This window comes from Rhodoferax sp. P1_F3 (assembly GCF_056405715.1).
In genome coordinates this window covers 266,956-288,584 of record NZ_JBFUBO010000006.1, presented here as the reverse complement: position 1 = coordinate 288,584, position 21,629 = coordinate 266,956, and the positions used below count along the sequence as shown (strand labels likewise).

Below are 21,629 nucleotides of genomic sequence, written 5' to 3'. Positions count from 1 at the left end.
AGTTCTTCACTTTGTGGTTGTCTCGGCGATGTTTTGATCTATCGGGCCCAACGCAGTACCAGGGGGTTCAAGCGCTTGGCCGTGTCCAGAAGCCCGCGGCGGACCTCCGGGTGCATGGACGGAAATGGATGGCGCAGGGCATCGGAAACGATGACGCCCCCCGCTCGCATCAAGGCTTTGGCCGTCAGAATTCCCCCCTGGCGGTTCTCATAGTTAATGAGAGGGAGCCAATGCTGGTACGCCTGCGTAGCGGCATCAACATCGCCGGCCGTCCAGGCATCCATGATCTGGCGAATGCCATCTGGAAATGCGCCACCAGTCATGGCCCCTGTGGCACCTGCATGCAGATCAGGCAGAAGTGTGATTGCCTCCTCTCCATCCCATGGCCCTTCAATTGCCGCCCCACCCAGTCGAATCAATTCACGCAGCTTGGATGCAGCGCCTGGGGTCTCAATCTTGAAATAAGCAACGTTTTCAATCTCTCGGGCCATGCGCACCAAGAACGCCACGGACAAAGGGGTGCCACTCACTGGGGCGTCCTGAATCATGATGGGAATGTCAATGGCGTCGGAAAGACGGGCATAGAACTCATAGATCTGCTCTTCTGGAACTCGGATTGTGGCGCCGTGGTAGGGCGGCATCACCATCACCATGGCAGCACCGGCGTCTTGGGCACGCTTGCTGCGCTGGGCGCACACCTGCGTAGCAAAGTGCGTGGTTGTCACGATGACAGGGACGCGTCCCTTGACATGCGCCAAGATGGTGGATGTCAGCACTTCTCTTTCGGAATCTGAAAGTACGAACTGCTCTGAGAAATTGGCCAGAATGCAGAGTCCGGTCGATCCCGCGTCGATCATGAAGTCAACGCATCGTTTTTGACTCTCCAGGTCCAGCTCTCCGGACTCGGTGAAGGTGGTAGGGACGACAGGGTATACACCTCGGTAGCGAGGCGAGGAAGAAGAAATCATCTGCGCCTCAATAGTTTTCATTGACGTTTTTGAACGGGCCAAATTTGGCGCGCTGGTACGCCTTGGGCTGGTCTACGAAATGTTCGGAAATCGCGAAACCTTGTGGGCGCAAAGCCGCATCGGTATACAGCTTTATGCGATTGGGGTTCTGACCACGCGGAGTGCTGTCATCGTTGATATATGCCGCAATATCAAGTGCTTGTGCGGGTGTCAGCTGTGGCCTGTCGGCCTGTGTTCCAAAAGGCATGGACGCGCGTATGTACCGTGCCAACAGTGGGATGGCAAACATATGCCCTGCGTTGTCATAGGTGTCGTTCCCAGCCAGTGGGGGAAACAGATAACCGCCACCGGTATCAAAATCGGGTTTGCGTTGTCCCGTTGCATCGGCACCGTGACAACTCTGGCACTTGCTCGCATAAAGTATTTTTCCACGTACAGGGTCTGCAGCACGCGCGATCGGCTTCATGGGCAACAAACCCACACCCAACATGGCACGCTCTGGTTGTGCCTCTGAGTTCAGCCAACGCAGGTAGGCCATGATGGCCTGGAACTCCGGCTTGTCTACCGTCATCTTCACTGGTGCGGAACCGAACATGCCCAGTGCACGTTGCTCCAGCGAAATGATTTTTCCAGATTTGGTGTCAAATCGCGGGTAATCGTTCACGGCGTTCACGAGCGCCAGCGCAAACTTTTTTGTCCCAGGTAAGCCGGATGGTCCAGCCTGGTGGCAATTGACGCAGTTCAGGCTGTTCCAGTTCAAACGTTTAGTTTCATCAGGTGCGCGGCTTCCCACACGCTGCGACGTATGCAGCATCAGGTCTATGCCTTCGCGTATCGCATCGCCTTCCGGGCCTACCGGAATTTTGGCGGGATCAGGCTCGCGCCAAGGCTGCTGCGGGCGACTGGCATATCTGCTCAGCATCGCCTGTGCGTCTTCGGTAGACAAGGTGTCACCGACCTTGTGAGGGGAAACGTCGTTTGCGTGGGAGACCCCTGCCGCCAGTAGCAAGGCGCACAGACAAAACAATGCTTTGTTCATCGTGCTACTCCGTAATGGTGAAATGTTCCAGGTACTCAGTCTTCAGCGTCAAACCGAGTCCGGGCTTGTTGTCATCCAGTTGCAAGAACCCGTTCTCCGCCGCAGGATCTCCATCAAAGATGTAATAGAACAGCTCGTTGCCGACCTCAACATCAAAGATTGGGAAGTACTCGCTGATCGGGCAGTTCAAACTGCTCATCGTGAGGTGGTAGTTGTGCATTTGCCCAGCGTGTGGAATGACCGGTACGCTGTAGGCTTCGCAAAGCGCATTGATCTTGTGCGCCATCGTGATGCCACCTACCCGGTTCGTGTCATATTGCACGACGGAAACCGCTTTGCGATCCAGCAACTGCTTGAAACCGTACAGGCTGAACTCGTGCTCACCGCCGGAAATTGGAATGCTGGTGAGCTGGTTCAGTTCAGCGTACCCATCAATGTCGTCCGCAATGACGGGTTCTTCCAGCCAGCGCGGCTGGTACTTCTCCAGCTTGGGCAGAATCCGCTTGGCATACTCCACATTCCAACCCATATAGCATTCCAGCATGAGGTCGTTGTCATATCCAATGACTTCGCGGACCGCCTCCACTGACTTCAGGTTTTCAACTACGCCCAATTGGCCATGGGCGGGACCATAGCCAAAACGCATCTTGAACGCCTTGAAGCCCTGGTCTTTGAACTTCTGCGCTTCCGCCTGCATTTCCTTCAAATCGGTTCGGTACAGCTTGCTGTAGTAACAGGGAATTTTTTCCTTGGTACGCCCCCCCAACAATTTGAAAACGGGCTTGCCTACGGATTTGCCCAGGATGTCCCAAATGGCGATATCGATCGCAGAAATAGCCGCCATACCCACACCTTTGCGCCCCCACGCCTGCGTCGCGCGGTACATGCGTTGGTTCAGGTACTCATAGTCCCATGGATCCTGGCCCAGAACGAGTGGTGTGAGGTATTCGTCGATGATGGCCTTGGCGATGCGGGGCGCCAAAGCCACGTTGCCCAAACCCACAATGCCGTCATCCGTTTCCACTTCCACAACCGTCCAGCAGTGAAAGCGGAATGTATTCATGGTGTCGGCACCCGCCGCATGCTGGTTGGCCTTGTTGTCGTACACCAGATCCATGGCGTTGGAACAGAAATTTCCTTGAGGAGGAACGGTCTTGCCCTTCCATTCATAAACGCGTGCGCGAACAGATTTGATTTTCATGAGAACCCTGATTGAAAGATGAAATGATTTGGAACGCTTTAGGCTGCGACTTGCTCTTGCAAGCGGGCCAAGCCCATACGACAAGCGATCTTGAAAGCATTCGCCGTGGCGTCTACGCTGGCTTTACCCCTGCCGGAAATGTCAAAAGCAGTACCGTGTGCGGGAGTCGTAATGGGTATAGGGAGACCACCTTGAACCGTTACACCCTGGGAGAAGCCCATTAACTTGATGGCAATTTGGCCTTGGTCGTGGTACATCGTAACGATCGCATCCAGCTCTCCATCGCGCGCTTTGAGGAAGATGGTGTCGGCCGGAAAGGGGCCTTGCACAGGGATACCTAAGTCAACGAGCGCGGCTACAGCTGGCCCGATGATGTCGATCTCTTCCCTACCACATGTCCCGCCATCACCGTTGTGGGGGTTGAATCCGGCCACTGCAACACGGGGAGAGTCATTGCCGTTGCGTTGTAGCGATTTGTAAATCAGCGATGCGGCATCAATAATGCGCTGCTTGTCCAAGTATTTGGGAACGTCCTTGAGAGGGACATGCGAAGAGATTCGTGAAGTCCACAAACCGTTCAGCGTGTTGAATTCACAGAAGTAGCTCTTAACGCCTAGATGTTGTGCAAAGTGATGCAACTCATCCTCATGTTTGAGCCCCCCAAGTTTCATGGAGTGTTTGTTAAGCGGCGCGAATGTGATCGCATCGATATGGCCCGCCAAGGTCGCGTCCATGCAGCGGTCCAGCACAGACAACACCGAGGCGCCAGCTGCGGCTCCAGGCTGGGACCTAGTCACCTGCGATGCATGCACTGTGTCCATCTCCAAAAATGCGGGTATAGACAGCATGGTCCGATCACGTACTTCAGCGAAGTCGGCCACTTGCGCAGTTTGAACCTTGACACAAGCTATCGCCTGCCCCTCCTCCCACAACCAGCGGTCACCTACCAATACGATGTTGGCCAAGCGCAGTAGGTCTGCACGCGAAAGCAACTTGGCCACTAATTCAGGACCAATGCCAGCAGGATCCCCCAGTGTCACGGCGACGACGGGTTTGAGAGCGGTTTCTGTCATATCAGTCTTCTTGTGAGTTGAAAAGTGGGGCTGCAACCATGTACGTTGCAGCCCGCCTGGGTTACTTCGCCCAGATTTTTTTGTACTCGTTGCGATAGCCGTTGTCTGGGTCGAACAAGTTTTTGGGTCCGCCGTCTTTGCCGACGTTGTCAGCAGTCACCAAGTGCACTTTGGGGATGTAGCCAGACCAGTTCACCTTGTTAAAGGCGCGGTTCAACTCATCCACAATCTGCCAGCCTTGCATGTTGAGTGGCTCTGGCACCGTGCCGGCTTGATAACGCTTGCTGCGAATGCGCTGGTAGGCGGCTTCAGAGCCATCACCTGCGGAGACGGCCTTGGGCGCGCCATCACCCTTTTTGCCCGCTGCAGCCAGGGAGCTGCCCATGAAGTCAAAGTACAAATCGTTGATGGCCAAGGAGTGTGTCCACTTGTCTCCAAAACGCTGCAGCAACGAGGTGGTCAATTGCGGCATGCGAGTAGAGCTTTCAGCAATGGGGCTGTCCTCGAAGCTCAGAACTGTGCACCCACCACACTTCTTGATAACGGCTTCCATGGCACGGGCTTTGTAGACCGCAATGGCGTACTGCGAGTCGGTGAAAATCACCACACCGGCCTTACCACCGGAATCCGCCACCGCAGACAGTGCCGCGACTTCAGACACATCGTCTGCCGTAGTTGTCACATTCGTAAACAAACCGGCAGTCGCATTCGGGCCTGGCTTTTCTCCAGAATGCCATCCCACCAGCGGGATGCCTGCTTTGGACGCGTTTTCAAACGCTACTTTTTGCTCTGTGGTGTCAAAGCCACCGACCACAATACCGGCAGGCTTCAAGGCGAGCGCCTGATTCAAGGCTGCCGTCCGCGCGCTGACAGAGCCTTGTCCATCGAGAACGCGCACACTCCAGCCAATGGCAGCTGCGGCTTCTTCGACACCTTTGGAAACGCCCAAGATGCCACCATTCTTCAAGTCTGCGGCGACGAAAACAATGGTCTTGCCAACGGAAGCCTTGGGGCCTGATGTTGGGCCATCCCACACACTCTTGGACATAGTTGCCACTTCAACTTTTTTCTTGGCGGCATCCAGAAAATCGTCAGCCATAACGTGGCTGGCGAAACTGGCGGCAGTCAGTGCAACCGCAATCGCTCCAAGGCGAACATTGAGTCTTTTCATTGTTGTCTCCAAAATAGTCTTTGTTTCAAGGGAAGATGAATACCGCTTACCCAGCGGCGGAGGGGGAACCGGGGACCGCGGCAGGAACCGCGTCATTAAGTTGGCGCTCTGCAATGCGCCGTTTGATGGATTGGTTTCGACGCTGTTGTGCCCAACCCGCAATGCCAATTGACACTAGCAATGTCAAGCCGTTGAACAAAGGCTCAACAAAGAATGCTCCGCCAAACTGCTGAATACCGGAGATACCAATGGCCAGGATGGCAACCCCTACCAGGGTTCCCCATACATTGACCCGGCCAGGACGAATCGTGGTGGAGCCCAAGAACGCACCCACCAAGGCGGGAAGCAAAAACTCCAGTCCTACGCTTGCTTGTCCAATCTGCAATCTGGATGCCAGCAATACACCTGCAAAACCAGAAAGTGCACCCGACGCGACGAACGCTCCCATAACGTGCTTGCGCACTGCAATGCCATTGAGCTGTGCTGCCTTGGGATTCGCACCAATGACATACAACGCCCGTCCCAGTGGGGTGAACTCGGTGATCAGCCATATGACGATACTTACAGCCAGCACATAGAAGGCACCGATGGGCAAACCCAAGAAATTGCCACCGGCAATGTCGACAAAGCCTTCGGGCAACTCACCCACCACCTGGCGGCCACCGCTGTGCCACATCGCTACCGCGTAGACCACCGTTCCAGTACCTAGTGTTGCAATGAAGGAATCAATCTGGGCCATCTCCACAAGCAACCCATTCAGCACGCCAAACAGTCCAGCACAAACAACAACAATCACCACGGCAACGGGCCAGGGAATGCCAAATTTGGTCTGCAGACTAATGGCCAGGATGTGCCACAGCACAATTCCGTAGCCGACGGTGAGATCGATCTTCCCGGTGATCATGGGAATCGTCGCGGCCAGAGCCAAGATTGCAATGACGGACTTGTCCGCCAGAATGGCGCGCAGATTGAAGAGCGTAGGAAACGTATCAGGCAACATCACTGAAAACATTGCCGCCAAAAGGACGGTAAGAACGACCAGCCCATAGACAGGCATTGCACGCGTGAATCGCTGCACCAAAGTAGCGGCATCACCGTCCAAAGAGTGATCCGGCTCCAACGCCGTGGATTGGATTGAGGTTGTCATTTTTCTGTCTCCATTTCTGTAATCTCTTGCTCACTTTTCGTAGATCCGCCGGCCGCCAGGGTCAGCAAGCTCTCCACCGTGATGGAGTCGCCTTTAAGTTCTGCGGCGATCAACCCGTTTCTGAATACCAGCACACGCGTGCACACCGTGGCGACTTCTTCAAAGTCGGTCGACACCACTGCAATAGCAGTACCCCTATCGGCATGCTCCCTAAGGATTTCGTAGATCTGGCGCTTTGCACCAACGTCGACCCCGGCGGTGGGCTCTTCGAGGACAACCAGGTCCTTGTCCAGGTTGAACCACCGGGCCAGAACCACCTTTTGCTGGTTGCCACCAGAGAGCTGCTGCGCCTCTGCCATAGGTGCAGGCGGGTTCACATCAAAAAGTTTGATGAGGCGCATGGCGTTGGCCGCCTCGCGCTTGCGTCGGTCAAATGCCAACCCCCTCTCTCCAGTGAGCGTTGGATTGGGAAAGAGGTTCTCCAACACGCTCATGGCTGGGGCCAGGTTCTCGTCGAGACGCTCACTTGCAACATACGCAACGCCTGCCGCAATGGCATCAGCGCTGGTCTGAAAAGTCACTTGCTCGCCGGACAACTTCATTTTTCCGGCAGAGAGGGGTTCGCGTCCGAAAATTGCGCGACTAATGGCTTCGTGCCCGGCTCCACGCAAGCCGATCAAGCCGACAACCTCGCCCTTGCGTATGCAAAAGTTCAATGGTCCCGCATTGCCACTGGCGGCATTCTCCATTTCAAGAACTGCAGCTCCGGTGCCATCCGATTTGGCCTTGCGCACAGACTTGGACAACGACTTTCCAACAATCAGTTGGACCAGCTCGTTGGTATCCGTTTTGGCTGTTTCCTTGATGTCGACCAACTTGCCATCTCGCATTACAGCGGCGCGGTCCGAGATTGCCATCACTTCGTCCAGCCGATGCGACACGTAGATCATGGCCATACCCTGCTGACGCAGCTCTCGCAGCACACCGAAGAGCCGCTCAACATCCGACATGGGCAGACTGGCCGACGGCTCATCCAGTACAAGAACCTTCGCCTGCACCTCAAGCGCCCGGCCAATAGCCAACAGTGATTTCTCGGCGCGAGTGAGCGAGAAGATTCGACGGCTGGGGTCAATGTTGCATCCCACGCGCTGCATCACGCGCCGCGCCCGTTCGTCGGCTGCCTTCCAGTCAATCAATCCAAATTTTTTGGCGTAGCCCATTCCCAAAGCCACGTTCTCGGTCACGGTCATCCATTCCACCAAACCCAGGTCCTGATGGATGAAAGCGACAGGCTGCTTGGACCGATCGTTACTTCTCCAGCGAGCTTGAGGCCGCCCGTCGAACAAAATCTCACCACTGTCCGACGGGTAAATGCCTGCCAGCAACTTAATCAGTGTGGACTTTCCCGCTCCGTTCTCGCCTAGCAATGCCAAGATCTCGCCCTCGCGTACATCGAAGGAAATATTGCTGACGGCTTGGGTGCCGCCAAATCGTTTGTTCAGCGCTTGAAACTCCAGAATCTTGGTCATCAAAGCACCACAACCTTTGAGACATCAGGTTCCTTCTGCGTTGCGATGAACCGCAGAATCTTCAAGCTGTTGATGTCCAGAACAGCCACACGATCGGAATCAAGGGAGATGAAAGCCAGAGGTTGAGAAGGGTGAAATGTCAACGCAATGGCTCTGCCATCGAGCTTCAAATACGCGGTCTCTTTCAGCGTCTTCGGGTCAACGACCGAAATACTTCTGTCACCGTAGTTGCTCGTAAAAAGGCGCCCATCTGCTGATCGGTAGATGCGAGTGACATCCTCGCGTGAAGCCGCCGAATAGCGAACCGTCATAGTGGCCGTATCGATTGCACTGAGCGTGTTGCTCCAGCGATTGCTCACAAACAGCGTCGTCTCATCGGCACTGAGGCAGTAACCCTCCGGCTTTTGCCCTGGATGGCAGGCTACCGGTGCAAATAGAGGATCCCAAGGTTTGACCTTCGTTACCGTGTGGCTGAGCAAGTTCATACAGAACGCCGTTTGGCCGTCCTGCGTGAGCGCAAAAAGATGACTCTTGATGCCACCAGAGGGCACCGCTCTACGCGCGGCCGTATCTGTAGCTGGCTGCTCCAATACAAGCAACGTGGACTTCTCTTCACTCAATGCATACAGCCTGTCTTGCTGATCCATCTGCAATCCATGAATGCGATTGAAGGGCGACAGGTCTATAGACCGTACCAGTTCAGACGAACGAATATCAATTTGGAGAAGGGAATGGCCTCCTTCACCGACATGACCGGATGTCTCAACGCCGTAGTGGCCCACATAGGCATAGCGCTCTGCACGATCAGTGACAAATTCGTGCGGAAAATTGGGGAGTTGCACAGACCGCAGTCGTTCTCCACTGGCAATGTCATACCAACTAAAGCAGTGCGAACATTTCTCGACCAACAACAAGGTATCTCGGGCCATAAAATTCCTCAGGGAGTTTGAATACCACTTGTGTTCAAGCGGATGCGATACAAAGAAGTACTAGCGCAGATATAGAGTTCGTTGCGCATAGCCCCACCAAAGGTCAGATTTCCGACCTTTTCAGGAACATAGATTTTTGCGAGCAGCGTTCCATCGGGATGAATAACCTGCACGCTGTCGGCACTGCTGGTAAATATCCAACCTTGGCGATCAAGGCGAAAGCCATCAGACAGACCAGGGGAAATCTCTACCAATATCTCTGGATTGACCAATTCTTTCCCATTGACCACATCAAAGCGAACGATGTGGTGATTACCACCACCATCCTCACGCAAAGCCGCTGAGGTGTCAGATACATACAAGACCGATTCATCCGGTGAGAAAGCCAGCCCATTCGGCTCTTCTACAAAGTCCGTTGCAATTGAAAGCTCCCCATTGCTCGGTTCAAATCGAAACACGTAGTTATCCCCCAACTCAGAATCCGCCTGATGACCTTCATGGTCAGACGCGATGCCATAAGGGGGATCGCTAAACCAAATGGTTCCATCCCGTTTAACGACCACATCGTTGGGGGAATTCAGTCGCCGTCCATTGAAACGATTGACCACTACTTCATCGATCGATTCATCGGATCCAACCGGTGAGCGGGTTCTGATGATTGCCCTGTGCCCATGCGAGCAATGCAGAAGTGATCCATCCGCCTCGCGGCAATGGCCGTTGGTATATTCGACATGATCACGCCACACCGACTGCCCCTCCGTGGGATGCCAACGCAGCATGCGGTTGTTGGGTATGTCGCTCCATAGGACACTTTGGTCCTCATGCATCCACACCGGCCCCTCGCTCCAGGTTGCGCTGGACGCAAGCCTCTCCAACTGAGCATTGGCCGGCACCAGAGCGCGAGCTCGATCGTCAAAAATGTCGACGTTACCCATACTCAGCTCGCCATTTCTTTCATGGTCGTTTTCTGAACCTGATCTAAATGTCCACGCATCGCAGCAACTGCCGCATCCGGATTGCGGGTCTTCAACGCCTCAACAATATCTTTGTGATCTTGGACGCTGTGCTTGATGGCCCCTGGCCGTTGCAGCGCTCTGCGGCGGTATTCAAGCGCATAGTCATAGAAGTCAGACACAACGTCTACGAGCAGCGAGTTGCCGCAGCTTTTGTAGAGAGCGGTGTGAAATTCTCTGTCTGAAATTTGGAATCCAACAGGGTCCTTCAGCATCAGCTCCTGCTCTTTCACCAAGGACGATAAGCGAACAAGTTCATTGTCCGTAATCCTCTGGGCAGAAAGCCATATCACTTGGAGTTCCACCGCAGCACGGGCCTCCGCGACCTCCTCAAAACTGCGATCTTTGAGATTACCCAAAGTACTGACCGACTCATGCATGGGAAGCAACCCAGGACCCACGACTTTGGTCCGGGCACCTTGGCTCACATCCACCATCCGACGAGCATGCAAGACACCAATCGCAGCCCTTACTGTTTCTCGAGAGACCTCCAAGGTAGTCGCAAGCGTGCGCTCTGATGGCAACTCATCTCCAGCGCGCAACAATCCCGAATGGATCATGTAGGCGAGCTTGTCGCTGATCTGATCCTTGACCGTACGCTTGCTAACGCGGCCATGTTCTCCTGGGATTCGATCAATGAGTTCCATATTTGAAATTGTGCATCCAAGTGGTCAACTGGTAGTGCCATCGTACCAGTTTGAGTTCAATTAAATTCTAGGGTTTACCCTGTGCTTGAACTAAAAGTCCAGAGGATTTGCTTACGCTTACAGCGTTCGTTTTGTCACCGTTGGCGCTGCAATAGCCCTGCAATGCATTTCAATGAGGTTTATGAGAGAGATAGTCCTGTAGACCACGTAGATACTGCGCAGACAGCTTCTATTTTTATAGCAAATCAGGCTCACACCACTTGCTTGCAGAGTGATCTCAGCCTTACGCTTCATTCTGTAACCTGAGGCCCCAGCCCCTACTCCGCAGCCGTTCCGCCGACATCCATTCAGACCCTTGCGACATGCGGCAGCGGTGCCTATATTTGCCGGACGCGAAACACTTGAACTTCAAGGAGACTGCTATGAGTAACCTCCACGGTACGCCGATCTGGTACGAATTGATGGCCAAGGACCCTTTGGCCGCACGGCGCTTCTACAGCGCGGTGGTGGGCTGGGAGATCGATGAGTCTGTACCCGCCGGGTCCACCATGGACTACCGCATGATCAGTGCGAAGGATGGTTTGGTTGGCGGCGTTTTCACGCTGACCGAAGACATGTGCAAGAACGGGGCTGCCCCCTGCTGGATGATGTACATCGGCGTGTACGACGTCGACAAGAGCGTGGCAGCCATCACCGCGGCCGGTGGGTCCGTGCACATGCCGGCATTCGACATTCCCAATGTTGGGCGCATCGCGATGGTCTCGGACCCGCAAGGTGCTCCGTTTTACGTGATGCGAGGCTCGAGCAACGAGGCGAGCACTGCCTGTGACCCTGACCGCGCTGGACACGGTGCGTGGCACGAACTGCACACCTCCGACGGCCCGAAGGCGACAGATTTCTACTGTGCCCAATTCGGCTGGCGCAGGTCACGCGCGGTAGACATGGGGTCTGTCGGCACTTACCAGTTGATTGACATCGGTGGCCGCGATCTTGGGGGCACCATGACCGATCTCCACTTCCCGCGCCCAGCGTGGTTGGTCTACTTTCGTGTGGACGGGATAGAGAGCGCGGCCCAACGCATCGCGGCGGCTGGTGGCAAGGTCATCAATGGCCCTATGGTGGTGCCCGGCGGGGGCTGGATCTTGAACGGGCTGGATCCAGAAGGTGTGATGTTCGCATTGACGGGCACCAAATAATGGGTCTCGCTGGCCTCACCCTCCCCGCCCCTTGCCGAGATACGGCAGCGCAAACAAATACAGTCCGGTAGTCAACATTAGGAACAGCGGCGGCAACGGTGAATAGGTGATCCAGGCTGGCGGCTCGCCGCCTTGCGCCCGCGCGGCAAAGTTGGCGATGACGGTCAATGTGAAGACGATGGACAGCCAGCGGTGCGACTGCCGAATCCAGTGGTTGGCTTTGGTGCTCATGGGTTTCCCTTTCAGCCTGCGCGGCGCGCCTGGATCATCTTCCAGCCGTTGCCGGATGGATCACGAAAGCCGGCGTCCACCGTGCCGTAGCGGTCAATGGGCTCCTGCGTAAACTCCACCCCCGCGGCCAGCATGCGCGCATGGGCGGCGCGGCAGTCGGCCACCTCCAGCACCAGCGGTGGCATGGCGCCTTTGGCCACCATGGCCTGCAGCGTCTGTGCCGTGGCCGCGTCGTGCACTGGCGGGCCGGGCTTGAACAGACCTAGCTGGAAAGGCTGGCCCGGGCACTGCACGGTGAGCCACCGGTAGTCGCCATTGCGGACGTCCGACTGGACGGTGAACCCCAGCTTGTCTGCATAAAACGTGAGCGCTTCATCCTGATCGCGCACATACACACCCACCATTTGAACTGTTTGACTCATAAAACTTCCTTTCAAGAAGTTGCTTTTATATCGCTGGCCAAACGGCGGCGCTTCTCCAAAACTGCGGTCTTGAGGTCGGGCCGGTGTGCGGCGCTGACGATGCAGGCGGGCACCTGCTGAAGCCCGTTGGCCGCAACCCGCGCGCGGAGCCGCACCGCGCTGGGGGTCTCGCCGGTGATATCGCGGAAGATGCGTCCGAACGTGCCCAGGCTGCGCCAGCCAGTCTGAAAGGCGATTTCGGTAATGCCGATATCCGTGTCGCGCAGCAGCGCGGTAGCCCGCTCGATGCGACGGGTCAGCAGGTAGCGGTGCGGCGGTACGCCAAAGGCTTCCTTGAACGACCGTGCGAAGTGGGCCGCGGAGACGTGGCTGACCTCCGCCAGCCGCTGCACCGGCCAGTCTTCATGCGACGCGGCGTCCATGCGGTCTTTGGCACGCAGCAGGCGCCGCAATAGCTCGGGACTTTGGCTTTCGCCGCTCTCAGCCATACACCCCCTTGAAGCTTTTAACGGCACCATTGTGCCGCGCGTCAACTACTGGGGAGGGTCGGGTGCGACTTCGGGTGTCACCCGCTCGTGCAAGATACCGCCGCCAGCCACGCTGCCGCTGACCGTACCTTCACCGCGTGCACTTGCTACACAGGCCGCGTGGTCGTCTCCTGTCTGGGCATCGCAGCGCGCCTGGGCATTGCGCTCGAGTTGCTCAGCATTGGTGGGTGCGGCGGAACTCGGCTTGTCCGCCAACACGGCGTGGGCCTCTCGCATGCACGATTGGTAGGCCGGGCCGGTTCTTCCGAGGAGGCAGGCTTGGCGGTCTGCTTCAAAGCGGCGCATCTTTTCGCTGCGACTTTGTGCCGCAACGGAAAACGCCTGACCGCAGACCAAGACCACCATCGCAACACCGATGCCGCGGCGAAACCCTTGCAGGGTGCGTTTCGCAGTTTTCATCATGACTCCTTTCCATCGCAAAAGGCGATGACAAGGGTGCAGCGTGCCAAGGCCCCCAGCGACAGTCTGTTCGATAGCAGACGCATGCCCCCCCCCGCAGGCGGACTGCGCGACGCCCCTACTCCCGTTTGCGCACAAACAAACTCTGCGTAGCCCGCCCGATCAGCCCCGCCTCGTCGTACAGCGCCGACTCGGCCAGGCCACCGCCACGTGCTGATAGGGACTGGGCTTTTGCCCCTGCACCAACGGGTAGCTCGGCGGAACCACATGGCGCTGGGCCCCTGGAACATGCGGCCGGCCGCAATGCAGTTTTCCACCAAATCCGGGTAGCCGACCTCGCCTTGCGCAAACGGAAAGCGCTGCGCAGGGGAATCGGCCGGTGACCTGTCGGCCCCTGCCACGCTGGTGGCCGAGTTGCAGGCGCAGATCTACGAAGGCTGTGGAACAGCAGCTTTGACACCAACGTCAAAGGCCCCTACTTCCTGATCCAGCGCCCAGCTGCGTTAATGACGCGTGGCGACTCCATCGTGCTGAACGGCTCGATCAACGCCCACATCGGCATGCCCAACTCCAGCGTCTATGCCGCCAGCATCCAGACGTAGATTCCGCTGGGTCGCTTCGGCTCGCCCGAAGAAATCGCCGCCACGGTGCTGCAGCTGGTGTCCAAGGAATCTGGCTTTATCGTCGGCACAGAGATCATTGCTAATGGCGACATGAGCCAGATGTGAGGCGGGTGTTTTTCGGCTCCACGACGCATCCTTCTATGCGTGAAGACCTGGTTTTCAATCGGACTACTCGAGATTGGCATCTATGCGAACGATGAGTCTATCGGTATTGACAGATATCTTCAGGATACCAATCTCGTGTCCAAAATCACCAATAAAGTCGACTCGCACACGCAACATCTTTTCGCCCATGCTCTCCATTGAAATGATACGGGTCACCGTGTGATACCCAATGAAATACCGTTCGACATAGGTGTGAATGCCTTCATGCCCTTCGAAGTAATGACCGGTAGATGGATCATCAATCACCGCATTCGAAGCAAACAGCTTCAGCGCTTGCTCAACGTCATAGGCATTGGTAGCGGCGACCAAGGCTTCGGCAGTCGCGCGCAAGTCTTCTGCCTTCGGAATCCTGCTCATTGGCTTTCCCTCCTTCGAATCAAATGATGTAGCCACCAGCCACTTCGATGGATTGGGCATTGATCCAGCCGGCGTCGTCCGTGAGCAGCGTGGCGATAACGCGAGCCACATCCTCAGGCTCACCCACCCGTCCCAGTGCGGTCTGCGACGCCAGCAGCGCTTCAAATTCGTCATTCAGACCGCCGCCGAGTTCGGTACGGATAGCACCGGGTGACACAGCGTTGACGCGGATGCGCCGATCGCCGAACTCCTTCGCCATGTAGCGTGTCAGAACCTCCAAGCCGCCCTTGAATGACGCGTACGGCGCCACACCTGGTGTGGCAACACGCGTCGTGGCGCTGGTCAGATTGACGATGCTCGCACCGTCCTTCATCAGTGGCAGCAGTGCCTGGGTGAGAAAGAAGGGCCCCTTCAGGTGGACATTCATCAGACCGTCGAACTCCGCTTCGGTGACGGTCGCAATAGGGTTGAAGAGGCCGTAGCCGGCATTGTTCACCAGTCCAGCCAGCTTTGTGGTATCCCAGATATCGGCCAAACTGCGTTCCACGGTGTTGCGAAAATCAGCGAAGCTACGTGAGTCGCCGACGTCGAGCTTCAGCGCGACCGCCTTTCCACCAGCGTCCAAGATCTGGCGGACCACGGCGTCCGCTTTGGCTGGCTGATTGTTGTAGGTAAGGATGACACCCAGGCCGCGACGTGCGCATTCAAAGGCGGTGCTGGCACCTATTCCGCGGCTGCCGCCAGTGATAGTGACGATATTCATTTGACGCTTTCGTAAGTGGTTAACAAGAGCCACAACGATAGTTGGCAAGGTCGCCTTGGTCATGCCAGTTCATGCCTGAATATTGCCTATTCCTGCTTTCCCAGAGGAATCGATTTAAGGTTGATGTCTAATTCGAACATGGAAAACCAGCTACTTGAACTGCGCGCCCTCGCCGCCCATGCCGAAAATCGGAGAACCGAAACTGGTATTCCGCGGGTCGCCATGGTCCAGGGCGCCATACCGGAGCATCAGCTGGCAGCGGTCTACGATCCCATGGTCAATCTCATTCTTAGTGGCAGTAAGTCCATGACCGTGGGCGGGCGGAGTTTGCACTATGACCCGGCCACTTATTTCGTTATGTCTGTCGATCTGCCAGCAGCAGGTGTCGTCCACCCGGCTGACACAGGAGAACCGTATTTGGCCGTCAGCCTGACACTGGATGCCAGCAACCTCTCCAATCTGTTGACTGACCTGCCTGATACTGCCGATCGCCTAGACGGTGCTGTAGGCTTCTCCGTAGCGGCGGTGACGCCGGAACTGCTAGATGCCTGGGTGCGAATGCTGCGCCTTATGAGCCTGCCCGAAGATATCCCCGCGCTGGCGCCCGTCTATGAGCGCGAAATTCTCTATCGCGTGTTACGGGGCCCCATGGGGTGGATGTTGCGCGATATCGCTCTGCCGGACACAGCCCTAGCCAGGGTCAACGTCGCTATCCAGCAGATACGCCGGGAATACGCAGAGCCTCTGCGTGTGGAAGACCTCGCCAGTAGCGCGTCCATGAGCGTCTCTGCATTTCATCGGCATTTCAAGGCCGTCACCGCTTTGAGCCCACTCCAATACCTCAAACAGATTCGCCTCCTCCAGGCCAGATCTCTACTGCTTGCCACAGGACTTAGCGTCACTGCTGCAGCGCATGAAGTGGGCTACCAAAGCTCAACGCAATTCAGCAGGGAATATGCGCGCGAATTTGGACAGCCTCCCGGGAAAGACGCCGCAAGAATTGCAAGCGAGATGAGGTCTTAATCGACAAGTCAACGCTGGAAATTTCATGAAACTGGAAAATCGCCGCATGGACCTATCACACCTGCCGGAAAGAATCGTTGGCCCCGCGGCATGGATCGGCCCTGCCATGGCGCTGGACGAACGCAACTGGCTGTACCGCCTGTCCCTTGAAGATATTGCGGATCTGGAAAACGCAGCGCGGCACTACCTTGCGTTGCACCGCAACGTGGGCGAGATCACCGCGACTGATTTTCCTTTGTCTTCGTTCTCCGGCCACTTGAAGGCGCTGCAGCAGAAGCTGCTGCATGGCAACGGCATCGAGGTGCTGCGCGGCTTGCCCGTGGCGGGTTACAGCCAGGAATTCGCCGCCACGGTGTTCTGCGGCATTGGTGCGCATCTGGGCAGCGCACGGTCTCAGAATGCGGCGGGCCACATCCTGGGGCACGTGCGCGACCTCGGCATTTCGTCCCAAGACCCAAACACCCGGATATACCAAACCGCCGAGCGCCAGACCTTTCACACCGACAGCGCAGACGTGGTGGGCCTGCTCTGCATCCGCGAGGCCAGGGAAGGCGGACGCTCCCTGCTGGTGAGCGCAGAGACGATCTACAACCGCATGCGCGCGCTGCGCCCCGATTTGCTGGAAAAGCTGTTCGATCCCATTGCCACCGACCGCCGGGGCGAAGTGCCCGAAGGCGCCCTGCCGTGGATGACCATTCCTCCGCTGAGCTGGCACGCAGGCCGCCTCACCGTGTTTTACCAACGCCAGTACATCGACAGCGCGCAGCGCTTTGACGGCGCCATGCGCCTGACACCAGCACACGTAGAGGCGCTGGACCTGTTCGACACCTTGGCCAATGACCCCGACCTGCACTTCAGCATGCAGTTGCAGCCCGGTGACATGCAGTTCGTCTACAACCATTCGCAGCTGCATGACCGCACCGGCTTTGCCGATTGGCCCGAACCCGCCAAGAAGCGACACCTACTGCGGCTGTGGTTATCTGTCGACGGAGATCGCCCCTTGCCCGAATGCTTCAAGCAGCGCTATTGCTCCATCGAGATCGGCAAGCGCGGGGGCATCGTGACGAAGCAAACACGGCTGCACGCACCGCTGGACTGACGTATCCGGGCGGCGGCCTGGCCCTGCTATCCCGCCGCCACGATCATGTGCGCCTGAATTTTTCCCGCCACCGGGCCTTCGCCATGGCGGCGGGCGATGGCCTGCGTCGCACGGTCGGTGGCAAGCGGTAGCAAGCTGGCATCGCGCGCCTCAATCTCGTTGCGCAGCGGTGTTCCCTGGCAATAGGCAGTGGCAGCGGCGTGCGCCGACTGCGCGTGGCTGCGCTTCTCGCGCGTCTCGATTTGGATGTCGGTAAATCCCGCGCGACCCAACTCCTCGCGAATCAAAACAACATCGTGGTAGCCATGCGGCGTGCGGGCAAGGAATCGTGGCGGGTCATTCGGAAAAACCTCAGCCACGGCGTTGGTGACATCGTCCGCAAAGGCATTCTCTTCAATGCGATCCCAGACACTGAACACAAAGCTTCCACCGGCCTTTAGTACCCGGCGCGCCTCGGCGTAGCCGGCGACACGGTCGGGAAAGAACATGGCGCCGAACTGGCAGCACACGACGTCAAACGTTGCATCTTCAAATGGCAGGCTGAGTGCATCCGCCTGCAGCCATTCGATACGGCTGTCAGCGCCCTGCCGGGTGACGGCATAGTCGAGCATGGACTGGTTGAGGTCGGTCACCACGTAGCGCACGTTAGCTCCGAGTTGTGGCGCGAGCCAGCGTGTGACCACGCCGCTACCGGCCGCTGTTTCAAGCACCGCACCGGGCGACAGGGCCGCGACGAGCTGCGCCGTGTCGGCCGCATAGCCCTCGAAGATCAGGGGGACCATCAGCGTGTCGTAGAACTTCGGGATCGAGCCCGCGAACACCTTGTCACTCTCGGCCATAAGAACTCCTTGAAAGCTCTGTATGCGCCATTGTGCGCCCCTGGCGCGCGCCCTACTCCCGTTTGCGCACAAACAAACTCTGCGTAGCCCGCCCGATCAGCCCCGCCTCGTCGTACAGCGCCGACTCGGCCAGGCCACCGCCATGGTTAGAGAGGTGCGTGCGCGCGTCCAGGCAGATCCACTCGCCCACCGGGCGGCGCAGCAGGTTGATGGTGAGGTCGGAGTTGACGAAGACGTGGGTGGACAGATCGAGGATGGCGCTGATGCCGTTGCCCGAATCGGCCGCCACCGCCACGCGCTGGTACGGGCTGGGCTTTTGCCCCTGCACCAGCGGGTAGCTCAGGCGAAACCACACGGCGCTGGGCCCCTGGAACATGCGTCCGGCCGCAATGCGGCTCTCCACCAGATCAGGGTAGCCGACCTCGCCCTTTGCAAACGGGAAGCGCTGCACCGGTGAATCTGCAGGTGTCTTGGGGGCCTTGGGCAGCGGGTGGCCGGGCAGGCCTTGGGGAATATCCACCGCGTCTTCGCGTTGGAACAGCGCCGTGGCACGGATCAGCTCTTTGCCATCGGCCAGCGCCACGGCGGAAAAGTGCCCTGCATTGCGGCCCACATAGTCCTCCTGCACGCGCACCTCGATGTCGGCAATCGGCACCGGGCGCAGCAGGTTGGCCGTCAGTCGCGCCATGTGCAGCAGGCCGTGGGCCTGCGCTGCGGCCTCCAGTGCGTGGCTCACCAGCGCGATGGGCGGGCCCGCGTGCTGCTGTTGCGGGTGCCAGGGGCCACGCGTGAGCTGGCTGGCGCGAAACACATGAGCATCCAGCGGCGAAAAGGCGGCTGCGGGTGCACGCGCTGCCGTGGGGTCAACCGTATTTGGCATGTCAATTACTCCTCTTTTTATAGCTGCTCGCGCATATTCCACAGGGGCTAGCGGCCTATTTCGTCTAAAACTACGCCTGCCACACCCCGAAACCGGCTGCACGCAGGCTGATGCCCAGCTCCACCTCCATGTCGCGCGCGGCCTCGTACTGCATGGGGTTGTAGGCCTCGTACAGGTCGGGCAACAAACGCAAGCCAAACTTCAGCACATAGCTGTTGGACTGAATGCCAGCCTTGTGCTTGTCAAAGCGGATGTCCGGGTCCAGCCCGGTCATGCCCACGTAGACACAGGGCTTGCCGGTGATGTAGCCGGGGTTGGCGCGCATGAACTTGGCCTGCTCCAGCACCTTGGGGGACAACTCCACCACATACACATGGTGATGCGCGCGCTTGGCCATGGCTGTCTCCTGTGCGTCTGGTGCGCTAGCGGCGCGACACCCCGTACACGCCGGGCAGAATCAGCGCCGCCCCCACCAGGTGGTGCAGGCCCAGCGGCTCGCCCAGCACGCCCCAGGCGGCCACCGCGGCGTACAGCGGCCCCAGGTACAGCGTTACCGCCACGCGGCTGGCGCCCAGTACCTTTTGCGCCCAGCCATAGATCCAGTACGCGGCCAGTCCGGGCGCCAGCGCGGCCGCCAACACCAGCCCCGCCGCGCGCCAGCCCAGCACCGGGCTGTCAGGCTGCAACAGCTCCCAGATGGCGCAAGGCAGCAGTACCAGCACGCCGCCCCAGCAAATGGCCGCCAGGCGGGCCGTGGAACTGAGCGGGCTGGGCCAAAGTTTTTGCAGCAGCGCATACGCAGCCCAGGCCACCATGCCGGCCACGATCCACGCGTCACCGGGCACCCACTGCACCTGGGCCAGCGCCAGCCACTGGCCTTTCACAATCACATGCAGCACACCAGCAAGGGCCACCACCACGCCCAGCACCTGCTGCCAGCGAAAATGCTCGCCCAGCCATAGCACCGCGCCCACGGCGATCAGCACGGGGGACGCGGAATAAATGAGGGCGATGTTCATGGCCCCCGTCGTCTTGGCCCCCAGATAGACCCAGGCGCCGCACACCAACATGCCGCAAAAGCCCAGCACCACATACTGGTAACCCACGCGGACAATGGCGCCGCGCTGCGTCCACAACTCCTGGCGAGCGCTGATGCTGAGCAAGAGGCCCGCCACCGTCCAACGCCCCAGCGCCAGCGTGTAGGGCTCGATGACGCCTGGTGCCCAGCGGGCAATGATGTAGTTCACCGCCCACAGCGCCGGCACCAGCCAGATCGACAGGCGGGCAAGGCGGGTCAGACGTTCCGTGCGGCCGTGCACGGGCTCAGTGCTCGGCAAGGGCTGCTGCCGGTGCACGGGCCTGGGCCATCACCTCGCGGGCACTCAGGTGCTTGAGCCGGTGGTCGGTCCACACCTGGCGCCAGCGGCGCGCACCCGGCAGGCCATGGCGCAAGCCCAGCATGTGGCGGGCAATGCTGTACCAGTGGGTGCCATGCTCTGCAGCCTCGCGCTCCATGTACTCCACCATCATCAATTCGACGCTATCCCTCGTCAGCGCTGCGGGAGCAGCTCCGAAAAACGTAGCATCCCACTCGGCTAGCCACCAGGGGTTGTGGTAGGCCTCACGGCCCAGCATCACGCCGTCCACGTGCTCAAGCTGCTCGGCCAGCTGCGCGCTGGTGGTCAGCCCGCCGTTGATGGCGATGGTGAGGTGGGGAAAGTCTTTTTTCAGCTGGTGCACCAGCTCATAGCGCAGCGGCGGAATCTCGCGGTTCTCCTTCGGCGAGAGTCCCTTGAGCCAGGCGTTGCGCGCATGGGCAATGAACACCGTGCAGCCGGCATCGGCCACGGTGCCCACGAAGTCACGCACAAAGCCGTAGCCCTCTTCCTTGTCGATGCCAATGCGGTGCTTCACCGTCACGGGAATGTCCACCACATCCACCATGGCCTTCACGCAGTCGGCCACCAGCGACGCCTCATTCATCAGGCAGGCGCCAAAGGCGCCGCGCTGCACGCGCTCCGACGGGCAGCCGCAGTTGATGTTGATTTCGTCGTAGCCCCAGTCTTGCCCCAGCTTGGCACATTGGGCCAGGTCGGCCGGCTCGCTGCCACCTAGCTGCAGGGCCACGGGATGTTCTTCGGCATTGAAGCGCAGGTGGCGCGGCACATCGCCATGGATGAGCGCACCCGTGGTCACCATCTCGGTGTAGAGCAAGGTGTTGCGGCTCAGCAGGCGGTGGAAATAACGACAGTGGCGGTCGGTCCAATCCATCATCGGCGCCACGGACAGGCGCCAGGGATTGGAAACAGCGGAAGAAGCGGAGGGGTCAGAAGACGGCAGGACAGCAGACATGGGCTGAATTATCCC

Annotated in this window: 24 protein-coding genes and 1 pseudogene; 4 read left to right on the top strand and 21 right to left on the bottom strand. The window is 58.3% G+C overall.

What is annotated here, in order from left to right; translation table 11 throughout:
* Nucleotides 1-38: 38 nt before the first annotated feature.
* The 10 genes from AC1DZ5_RS12180 to AC1DZ5_RS12135 all read right to left on the bottom strand — a co-directional run bounded on the left by AC1DZ5_RS12180 (nt 39) and on the right by AC1DZ5_RS12135 (nt 10,717).
* Nucleotides 39-989: a dihydrodipicolinate synthase family protein gene (locus AC1DZ5_RS12180; RefSeq protein WP_477889354.1), complete on the bottom strand. Its 951-nt coding sequence runs from the start codon at nt 987-989 to the stop codon at nt 39-41.
* Nucleotides 976-2,007 carry a c-type cytochrome gene (locus AC1DZ5_RS12175; RefSeq protein ID WP_477889352.1) on the bottom strand — a complete coding sequence of 344 codons (1,032 nt, stop codon included), beginning with the start codon at nt 2,005-2,007 and terminating at the stop codon, nt 976-978. Before AC1DZ5_RS12175 ends, AC1DZ5_RS12180 begins: the two co-directional genes overlap by 14 nt.
* Nucleotides 2,008-2,011: 4 nt before the next feature.
* A complete protein-coding gene (locus AC1DZ5_RS12170) occupies nt 2,012-3,208 on the bottom strand; it encodes an L-rhamnonate dehydratase (RefSeq protein WP_477889350.1) in 1,197 nt (398 codons plus the stop codon).
* Between the two features lie 38 nt (nt 3,209-3,246).
* Entirely contained in the window at nt 3,247-4,281 is a 1,035-nt protein-coding gene (locus tag AC1DZ5_RS12165) for a 4-hydroxythreonine-4-phosphate dehydrogenase PdxA (RefSeq protein WP_477889348.1), read from the bottom strand.
* A gap of 61 nt (nt 4,282-4,342) precedes the next feature.
* A complete protein-coding gene (locus AC1DZ5_RS12160) occupies nt 4,343-5,452 on the bottom strand; it encodes an ABC transporter substrate-binding protein (protein ID WP_477889516.1) in 1,110 nt (369 codons plus the stop codon).
* 46 nt (nt 5,453-5,498) lie between these two features.
* The gene (locus AC1DZ5_RS12155) at nt 5,499-6,599 is read right to left on the bottom strand and encodes an ABC transporter permease (RefSeq protein ID WP_477889345.1); all 1,101 of its coding nucleotides are present in this window, start codon (nt 6,597-6,599) and stop codon (nt 5,499-5,501) included.
* A complete protein-coding gene (locus AC1DZ5_RS12150) occupies nt 6,596-8,128 on the bottom strand; it encodes a sugar ABC transporter ATP-binding protein (protein ID WP_477889343.1) in 1,533 nt (510 codons plus the stop codon). The genes AC1DZ5_RS12155 and AC1DZ5_RS12150 overlap by 4 nt, the downstream gene beginning before the upstream one ends.
* Nucleotides 8,128-9,057 (bottom strand): YncE family protein, encoded by a 930-nt coding sequence (locus AC1DZ5_RS12145; RefSeq protein WP_477889341.1) that lies wholly within the window; start codon nt 9,055-9,057, stop codon nt 8,128-8,130. The genes AC1DZ5_RS12150 and AC1DZ5_RS12145 overlap by 1 nt, the downstream gene beginning before the upstream one ends.
* A gap of 8 nt (nt 9,058-9,065) precedes the next feature.
* Complete coding sequence (locus AC1DZ5_RS12140) at nt 9,066-9,992, bottom strand: SMP-30/gluconolactonase/LRE family protein (RefSeq protein WP_477889339.1); 927 nt, start codon at nt 9,990-9,992, stop codon at nt 9,066-9,068.
* 2 nt (nt 9,993-9,994) lie between these two features.
* Complete coding sequence (locus AC1DZ5_RS12135; RefSeq protein WP_477889337.1) at nt 9,995-10,717, bottom strand: FadR/GntR family transcriptional regulator; 723 nt, start codon at nt 10,715-10,717, stop codon at nt 9,995-9,997.
* Nucleotides 10,718-11,139: 422 nt separating this feature from the next.
* Between AC1DZ5_RS12135 and AC1DZ5_RS12130 the strand changes: the two genes are divergently transcribed.
* Nucleotides 11,140-11,913, top strand: coding sequence for a VOC family protein (locus tag AC1DZ5_RS12130; protein WP_477889335.1), 774 nt, complete (start codon nt 11,140-11,142; stop codon nt 11,911-11,913).
* A gap of 15 nt (nt 11,914-11,928) precedes the next feature.
* Here AC1DZ5_RS12130 and AC1DZ5_RS12125 read toward each other — a convergent pair whose 3' ends face one another.
* From AC1DZ5_RS12125 to AC1DZ5_RS12110, 4 genes are read right to left on the bottom strand one after another with little or no spacing between them, the layout of a single operon-like run.
* Nucleotides 11,929-12,144, bottom strand: coding sequence for a hypothetical protein (locus AC1DZ5_RS12125; RefSeq protein ID WP_477889333.1), 216 nt, complete (start codon nt 12,142-12,144; stop codon nt 11,929-11,931).
* An 11-nt stretch (nt 12,145-12,155) separates the two neighbouring features.
* Complete coding sequence (locus AC1DZ5_RS12120) at nt 12,156-12,566, bottom strand: VOC family protein (protein WP_477889331.1); 411 nt, start codon at nt 12,564-12,566, stop codon at nt 12,156-12,158.
* 11 nt (nt 12,567-12,577) lie between these two features.
* A complete protein-coding gene (locus AC1DZ5_RS12115; RefSeq protein ID WP_477889329.1) occupies nt 12,578-13,054 on the bottom strand; it encodes a helix-turn-helix domain-containing protein in 477 nt (158 codons plus the stop codon).
* A gap of 45 nt (nt 13,055-13,099) precedes the next feature.
* On the bottom strand, nt 13,100-13,513 hold the full coding sequence (locus AC1DZ5_RS12110; RefSeq protein ID WP_477889327.1) for a hypothetical protein: 414 nt from the start codon (nt 13,511-13,513) through the stop codon (nt 13,100-13,102).
* A 437-nt stretch (nt 13,514-13,950) separates the two neighbouring features.
* Here AC1DZ5_RS12110 and AC1DZ5_RS12105 point away from each other — a divergent pair.
* Nucleotides 13,951-14,241, top strand: a pseudogene (locus AC1DZ5_RS12105) (SDR family oxidoreductase); the annotation flags it as partial.
* 63 nt (nt 14,242-14,304) lie between these two features.
* On the opposite strand, the gene AC1DZ5_RS12100 reads toward AC1DZ5_RS12105, so the two are convergent.
* Both AC1DZ5_RS12100 and AC1DZ5_RS12095 read right to left on the bottom strand, forming a co-directional pair.
* Nucleotides 14,305-14,658, bottom strand: a complete 354-nt coding sequence (locus AC1DZ5_RS12100) for a nuclear transport factor 2 family protein (protein ID WP_477889325.1) — start codon at nt 14,656-14,658, stop codon at nt 14,305-14,307.
* A gap of 19 nt (nt 14,659-14,677) precedes the next feature.
* Nucleotides 14,678-15,421, bottom strand: a complete 744-nt coding sequence (locus AC1DZ5_RS12095; RefSeq protein ID WP_477889323.1) for an SDR family NAD(P)-dependent oxidoreductase — start codon at nt 15,419-15,421, stop codon at nt 14,678-14,680.
* A gap of 123 nt (nt 15,422-15,544) precedes the next feature.
* On the opposite strand from AC1DZ5_RS12095, the gene AC1DZ5_RS12090 reads away from it, so the two are divergent.
* Together AC1DZ5_RS12090 and AC1DZ5_RS12085 are read left to right on the top strand one after the other, a co-directional pair.
* Nucleotides 15,545-16,444, top strand: a complete 900-nt coding sequence (locus tag AC1DZ5_RS12090) for an AraC family transcriptional regulator (RefSeq protein ID WP_477889320.1) — start codon at nt 15,545-15,547, stop codon at nt 16,442-16,444.
* 25 nt (nt 16,445-16,469) lie between these two features.
* Nucleotides 16,470-17,543, top strand: coding sequence for a TauD/TfdA family dioxygenase (locus AC1DZ5_RS12085; RefSeq protein ID WP_477889318.1), 1,074 nt, complete (start codon nt 16,470-16,472; stop codon nt 17,541-17,543).
* A gap of 26 nt (nt 17,544-17,569) precedes the next feature.
* Here AC1DZ5_RS12085 and AC1DZ5_RS12080 read toward each other — a convergent pair whose 3' ends face one another.
* The 5 genes from AC1DZ5_RS12080 to dusA form a co-directional block, all read right to left on the bottom strand.
* Entirely contained in the window at nt 17,570-18,382 is an 813-nt protein-coding gene (locus AC1DZ5_RS12080; protein ID WP_477889316.1) for a class I SAM-dependent methyltransferase, read from the bottom strand.
* Between the two features lie 52 nt (nt 18,383-18,434).
* A complete protein-coding gene (locus tag AC1DZ5_RS12075) occupies nt 18,435-19,262 on the bottom strand; it encodes a thioesterase family protein (protein WP_477889314.1) in 828 nt (275 codons plus the stop codon).
* Nucleotides 19,263-19,332: 70 nt separating this feature from the next.
* Nucleotides 19,333-19,659 (bottom strand): hypothetical protein, encoded by a 327-nt coding sequence (locus AC1DZ5_RS12070; protein ID WP_310345836.1) that lies wholly within the window; start codon nt 19,657-19,659, stop codon nt 19,333-19,335.
* 25 nt (nt 19,660-19,684) lie between these two features.
* Nucleotides 19,685-20,581: a DMT family transporter gene (locus tag AC1DZ5_RS12065; protein ID WP_477889311.1), complete on the bottom strand. Its 897-nt coding sequence runs from the start codon at nt 20,579-20,581 to the stop codon at nt 19,685-19,687.
* A gap of 4 nt (nt 20,582-20,585) precedes the next feature.
* Nucleotides 20,586-21,614, bottom strand: coding sequence for a tRNA dihydrouridine(20/20a) synthase DusA (dusA, locus tag AC1DZ5_RS12060; protein ID WP_477889309.1), 1,029 nt, complete (start codon nt 21,612-21,614; stop codon nt 20,586-20,588).
* Between the last annotated feature and the right edge of the window lie 15 nt (nt 21,615-21,629).

What these genes read in the sequence shown, in the direction of transcription:
- AC1DZ5_RS12180 (WP_477889354.1), bottom strand. Translation starts at nt 989, where the DNA reads ATGAAAACTATTGAGGCGCAGATGATTTCTTCTTCCTCGCCTCGCTAC.
- AC1DZ5_RS12175 (WP_477889352.1), bottom strand. Translation starts at nt 2,007, where the DNA reads ATGAACAAAGCATTGTTTTGTCTGTGCGCCTTGCTACTGGCGGCAGGG.
- AC1DZ5_RS12170 (WP_477889350.1), bottom strand. Translation starts at nt 3,208, where the DNA reads ATGAAAATCAAATCTGTTCGCGCACGCGTTTATGAATGGAAGGGCAAG.
- AC1DZ5_RS12165 (WP_477889348.1), bottom strand. Translation starts at nt 4,281, where the DNA reads ATGACAGAAACCGCTCTCAAACCCGTCGTCGCCGTGACACTGGGGGAT.
- AC1DZ5_RS12160 (WP_477889516.1), bottom strand. Translation starts at nt 5,452, where the DNA reads ATGAAAAGACTCAATGTTCGCCTTGGAGCGATTGCGGTTGCACTGACT.
- AC1DZ5_RS12155 (WP_477889345.1), bottom strand. Translation starts at nt 6,599, where the DNA reads ATGACAACCTCAATCCAATCCACGGCGTTGGAGCCGGATCACTCTTTG.
- AC1DZ5_RS12150 (WP_477889343.1), bottom strand. Translation starts at nt 8,128, where the DNA reads ATGACCAAGATTCTGGAGTTTCAAGCGCTGAACAAACGATTTGGCGGC.
- AC1DZ5_RS12145 (WP_477889341.1), bottom strand. Translation starts at nt 9,057, where the DNA reads ATGGCCCGAGATACCTTGTTGTTGGTCGAGAAATGTTCGCACTGCTTT.
- AC1DZ5_RS12140 (WP_477889339.1), bottom strand. Translation starts at nt 9,992, where the DNA reads ATGGGTAACGTCGACATTTTTGACGATCGAGCTCGCGCTCTGGTGCCG.
- AC1DZ5_RS12135 (WP_477889337.1), bottom strand. Translation starts at nt 10,717, where the DNA reads ATGGAACTCATTGATCGAATCCCAGGAGAACATGGCCGCGTTAGCAAG.
- AC1DZ5_RS12130 (WP_477889335.1), top strand. Translation starts at nt 11,140, where the DNA reads ATGAGTAACCTCCACGGTACGCCGATCTGGTACGAATTGATGGCCAAG.
- AC1DZ5_RS12125 (WP_477889333.1), bottom strand. Translation starts at nt 12,144, where the DNA reads ATGAGCACCAAAGCCAACCACTGGATTCGGCAGTCGCACCGCTGGCTG.
- AC1DZ5_RS12120 (WP_477889331.1), bottom strand. Translation starts at nt 12,566, where the DNA reads ATGAGTCAAACAGTTCAAATGGTGGGTGTGTATGTGCGCGATCAGGAT.
- AC1DZ5_RS12115 (WP_477889329.1), bottom strand. Translation starts at nt 13,054, where the DNA reads ATGGCTGAGAGCGGCGAAAGCCAAAGTCCCGAGCTATTGCGGCGCCTG.
- AC1DZ5_RS12110 (WP_477889327.1), bottom strand. Translation starts at nt 13,513, where the DNA reads ATGAAAACTGCGAAACGCACCCTGCAAGGGTTTCGCCGCGGCATCGGT.
- AC1DZ5_RS12100 (WP_477889325.1), bottom strand. Translation starts at nt 14,658, where the DNA reads ATGAGCAGGATTCCGAAGGCAGAAGACTTGCGCGCGACTGCCGAAGCC.
- AC1DZ5_RS12095 (WP_477889323.1), bottom strand. Translation starts at nt 15,421, where the DNA reads ATGAATATCGTCACTATCACTGGCGGCAGCCGCGGAATAGGTGCCAGC.
- AC1DZ5_RS12090 (WP_477889320.1), top strand. Translation starts at nt 15,545, where the DNA reads ATGTCTAATTCGAACATGGAAAACCAGCTACTTGAACTGCGCGCCCTC.
- AC1DZ5_RS12085 (WP_477889318.1), top strand. Translation starts at nt 16,470, where the DNA reads ATGAAACTGGAAAATCGCCGCATGGACCTATCACACCTGCCGGAAAGA.
- AC1DZ5_RS12080 (WP_477889316.1), bottom strand. Translation starts at nt 18,382, where the DNA reads ATGGCCGAGAGTGACAAGGTGTTCGCGGGCTCGATCCCGAAGTTCTAC.
- AC1DZ5_RS12075 (WP_477889314.1), bottom strand. Translation starts at nt 19,262, where the DNA reads ATGCCAAATACGGTTGACCCCACGGCAGCGCGTGCACCCGCAGCCGCC.
- AC1DZ5_RS12070 (WP_310345836.1), bottom strand. Translation starts at nt 19,659, where the DNA reads ATGGCCAAGCGCGCGCATCACCATGTGTATGTGGTGGAGTTGTCCCCC.
- dusA (WP_477889309.1), bottom strand. Translation starts at nt 21,614, where the DNA reads ATGTCTGCTGTCCTGCCGTCTTCTGACCCCTCCGCTTCTTCCGCTGTT.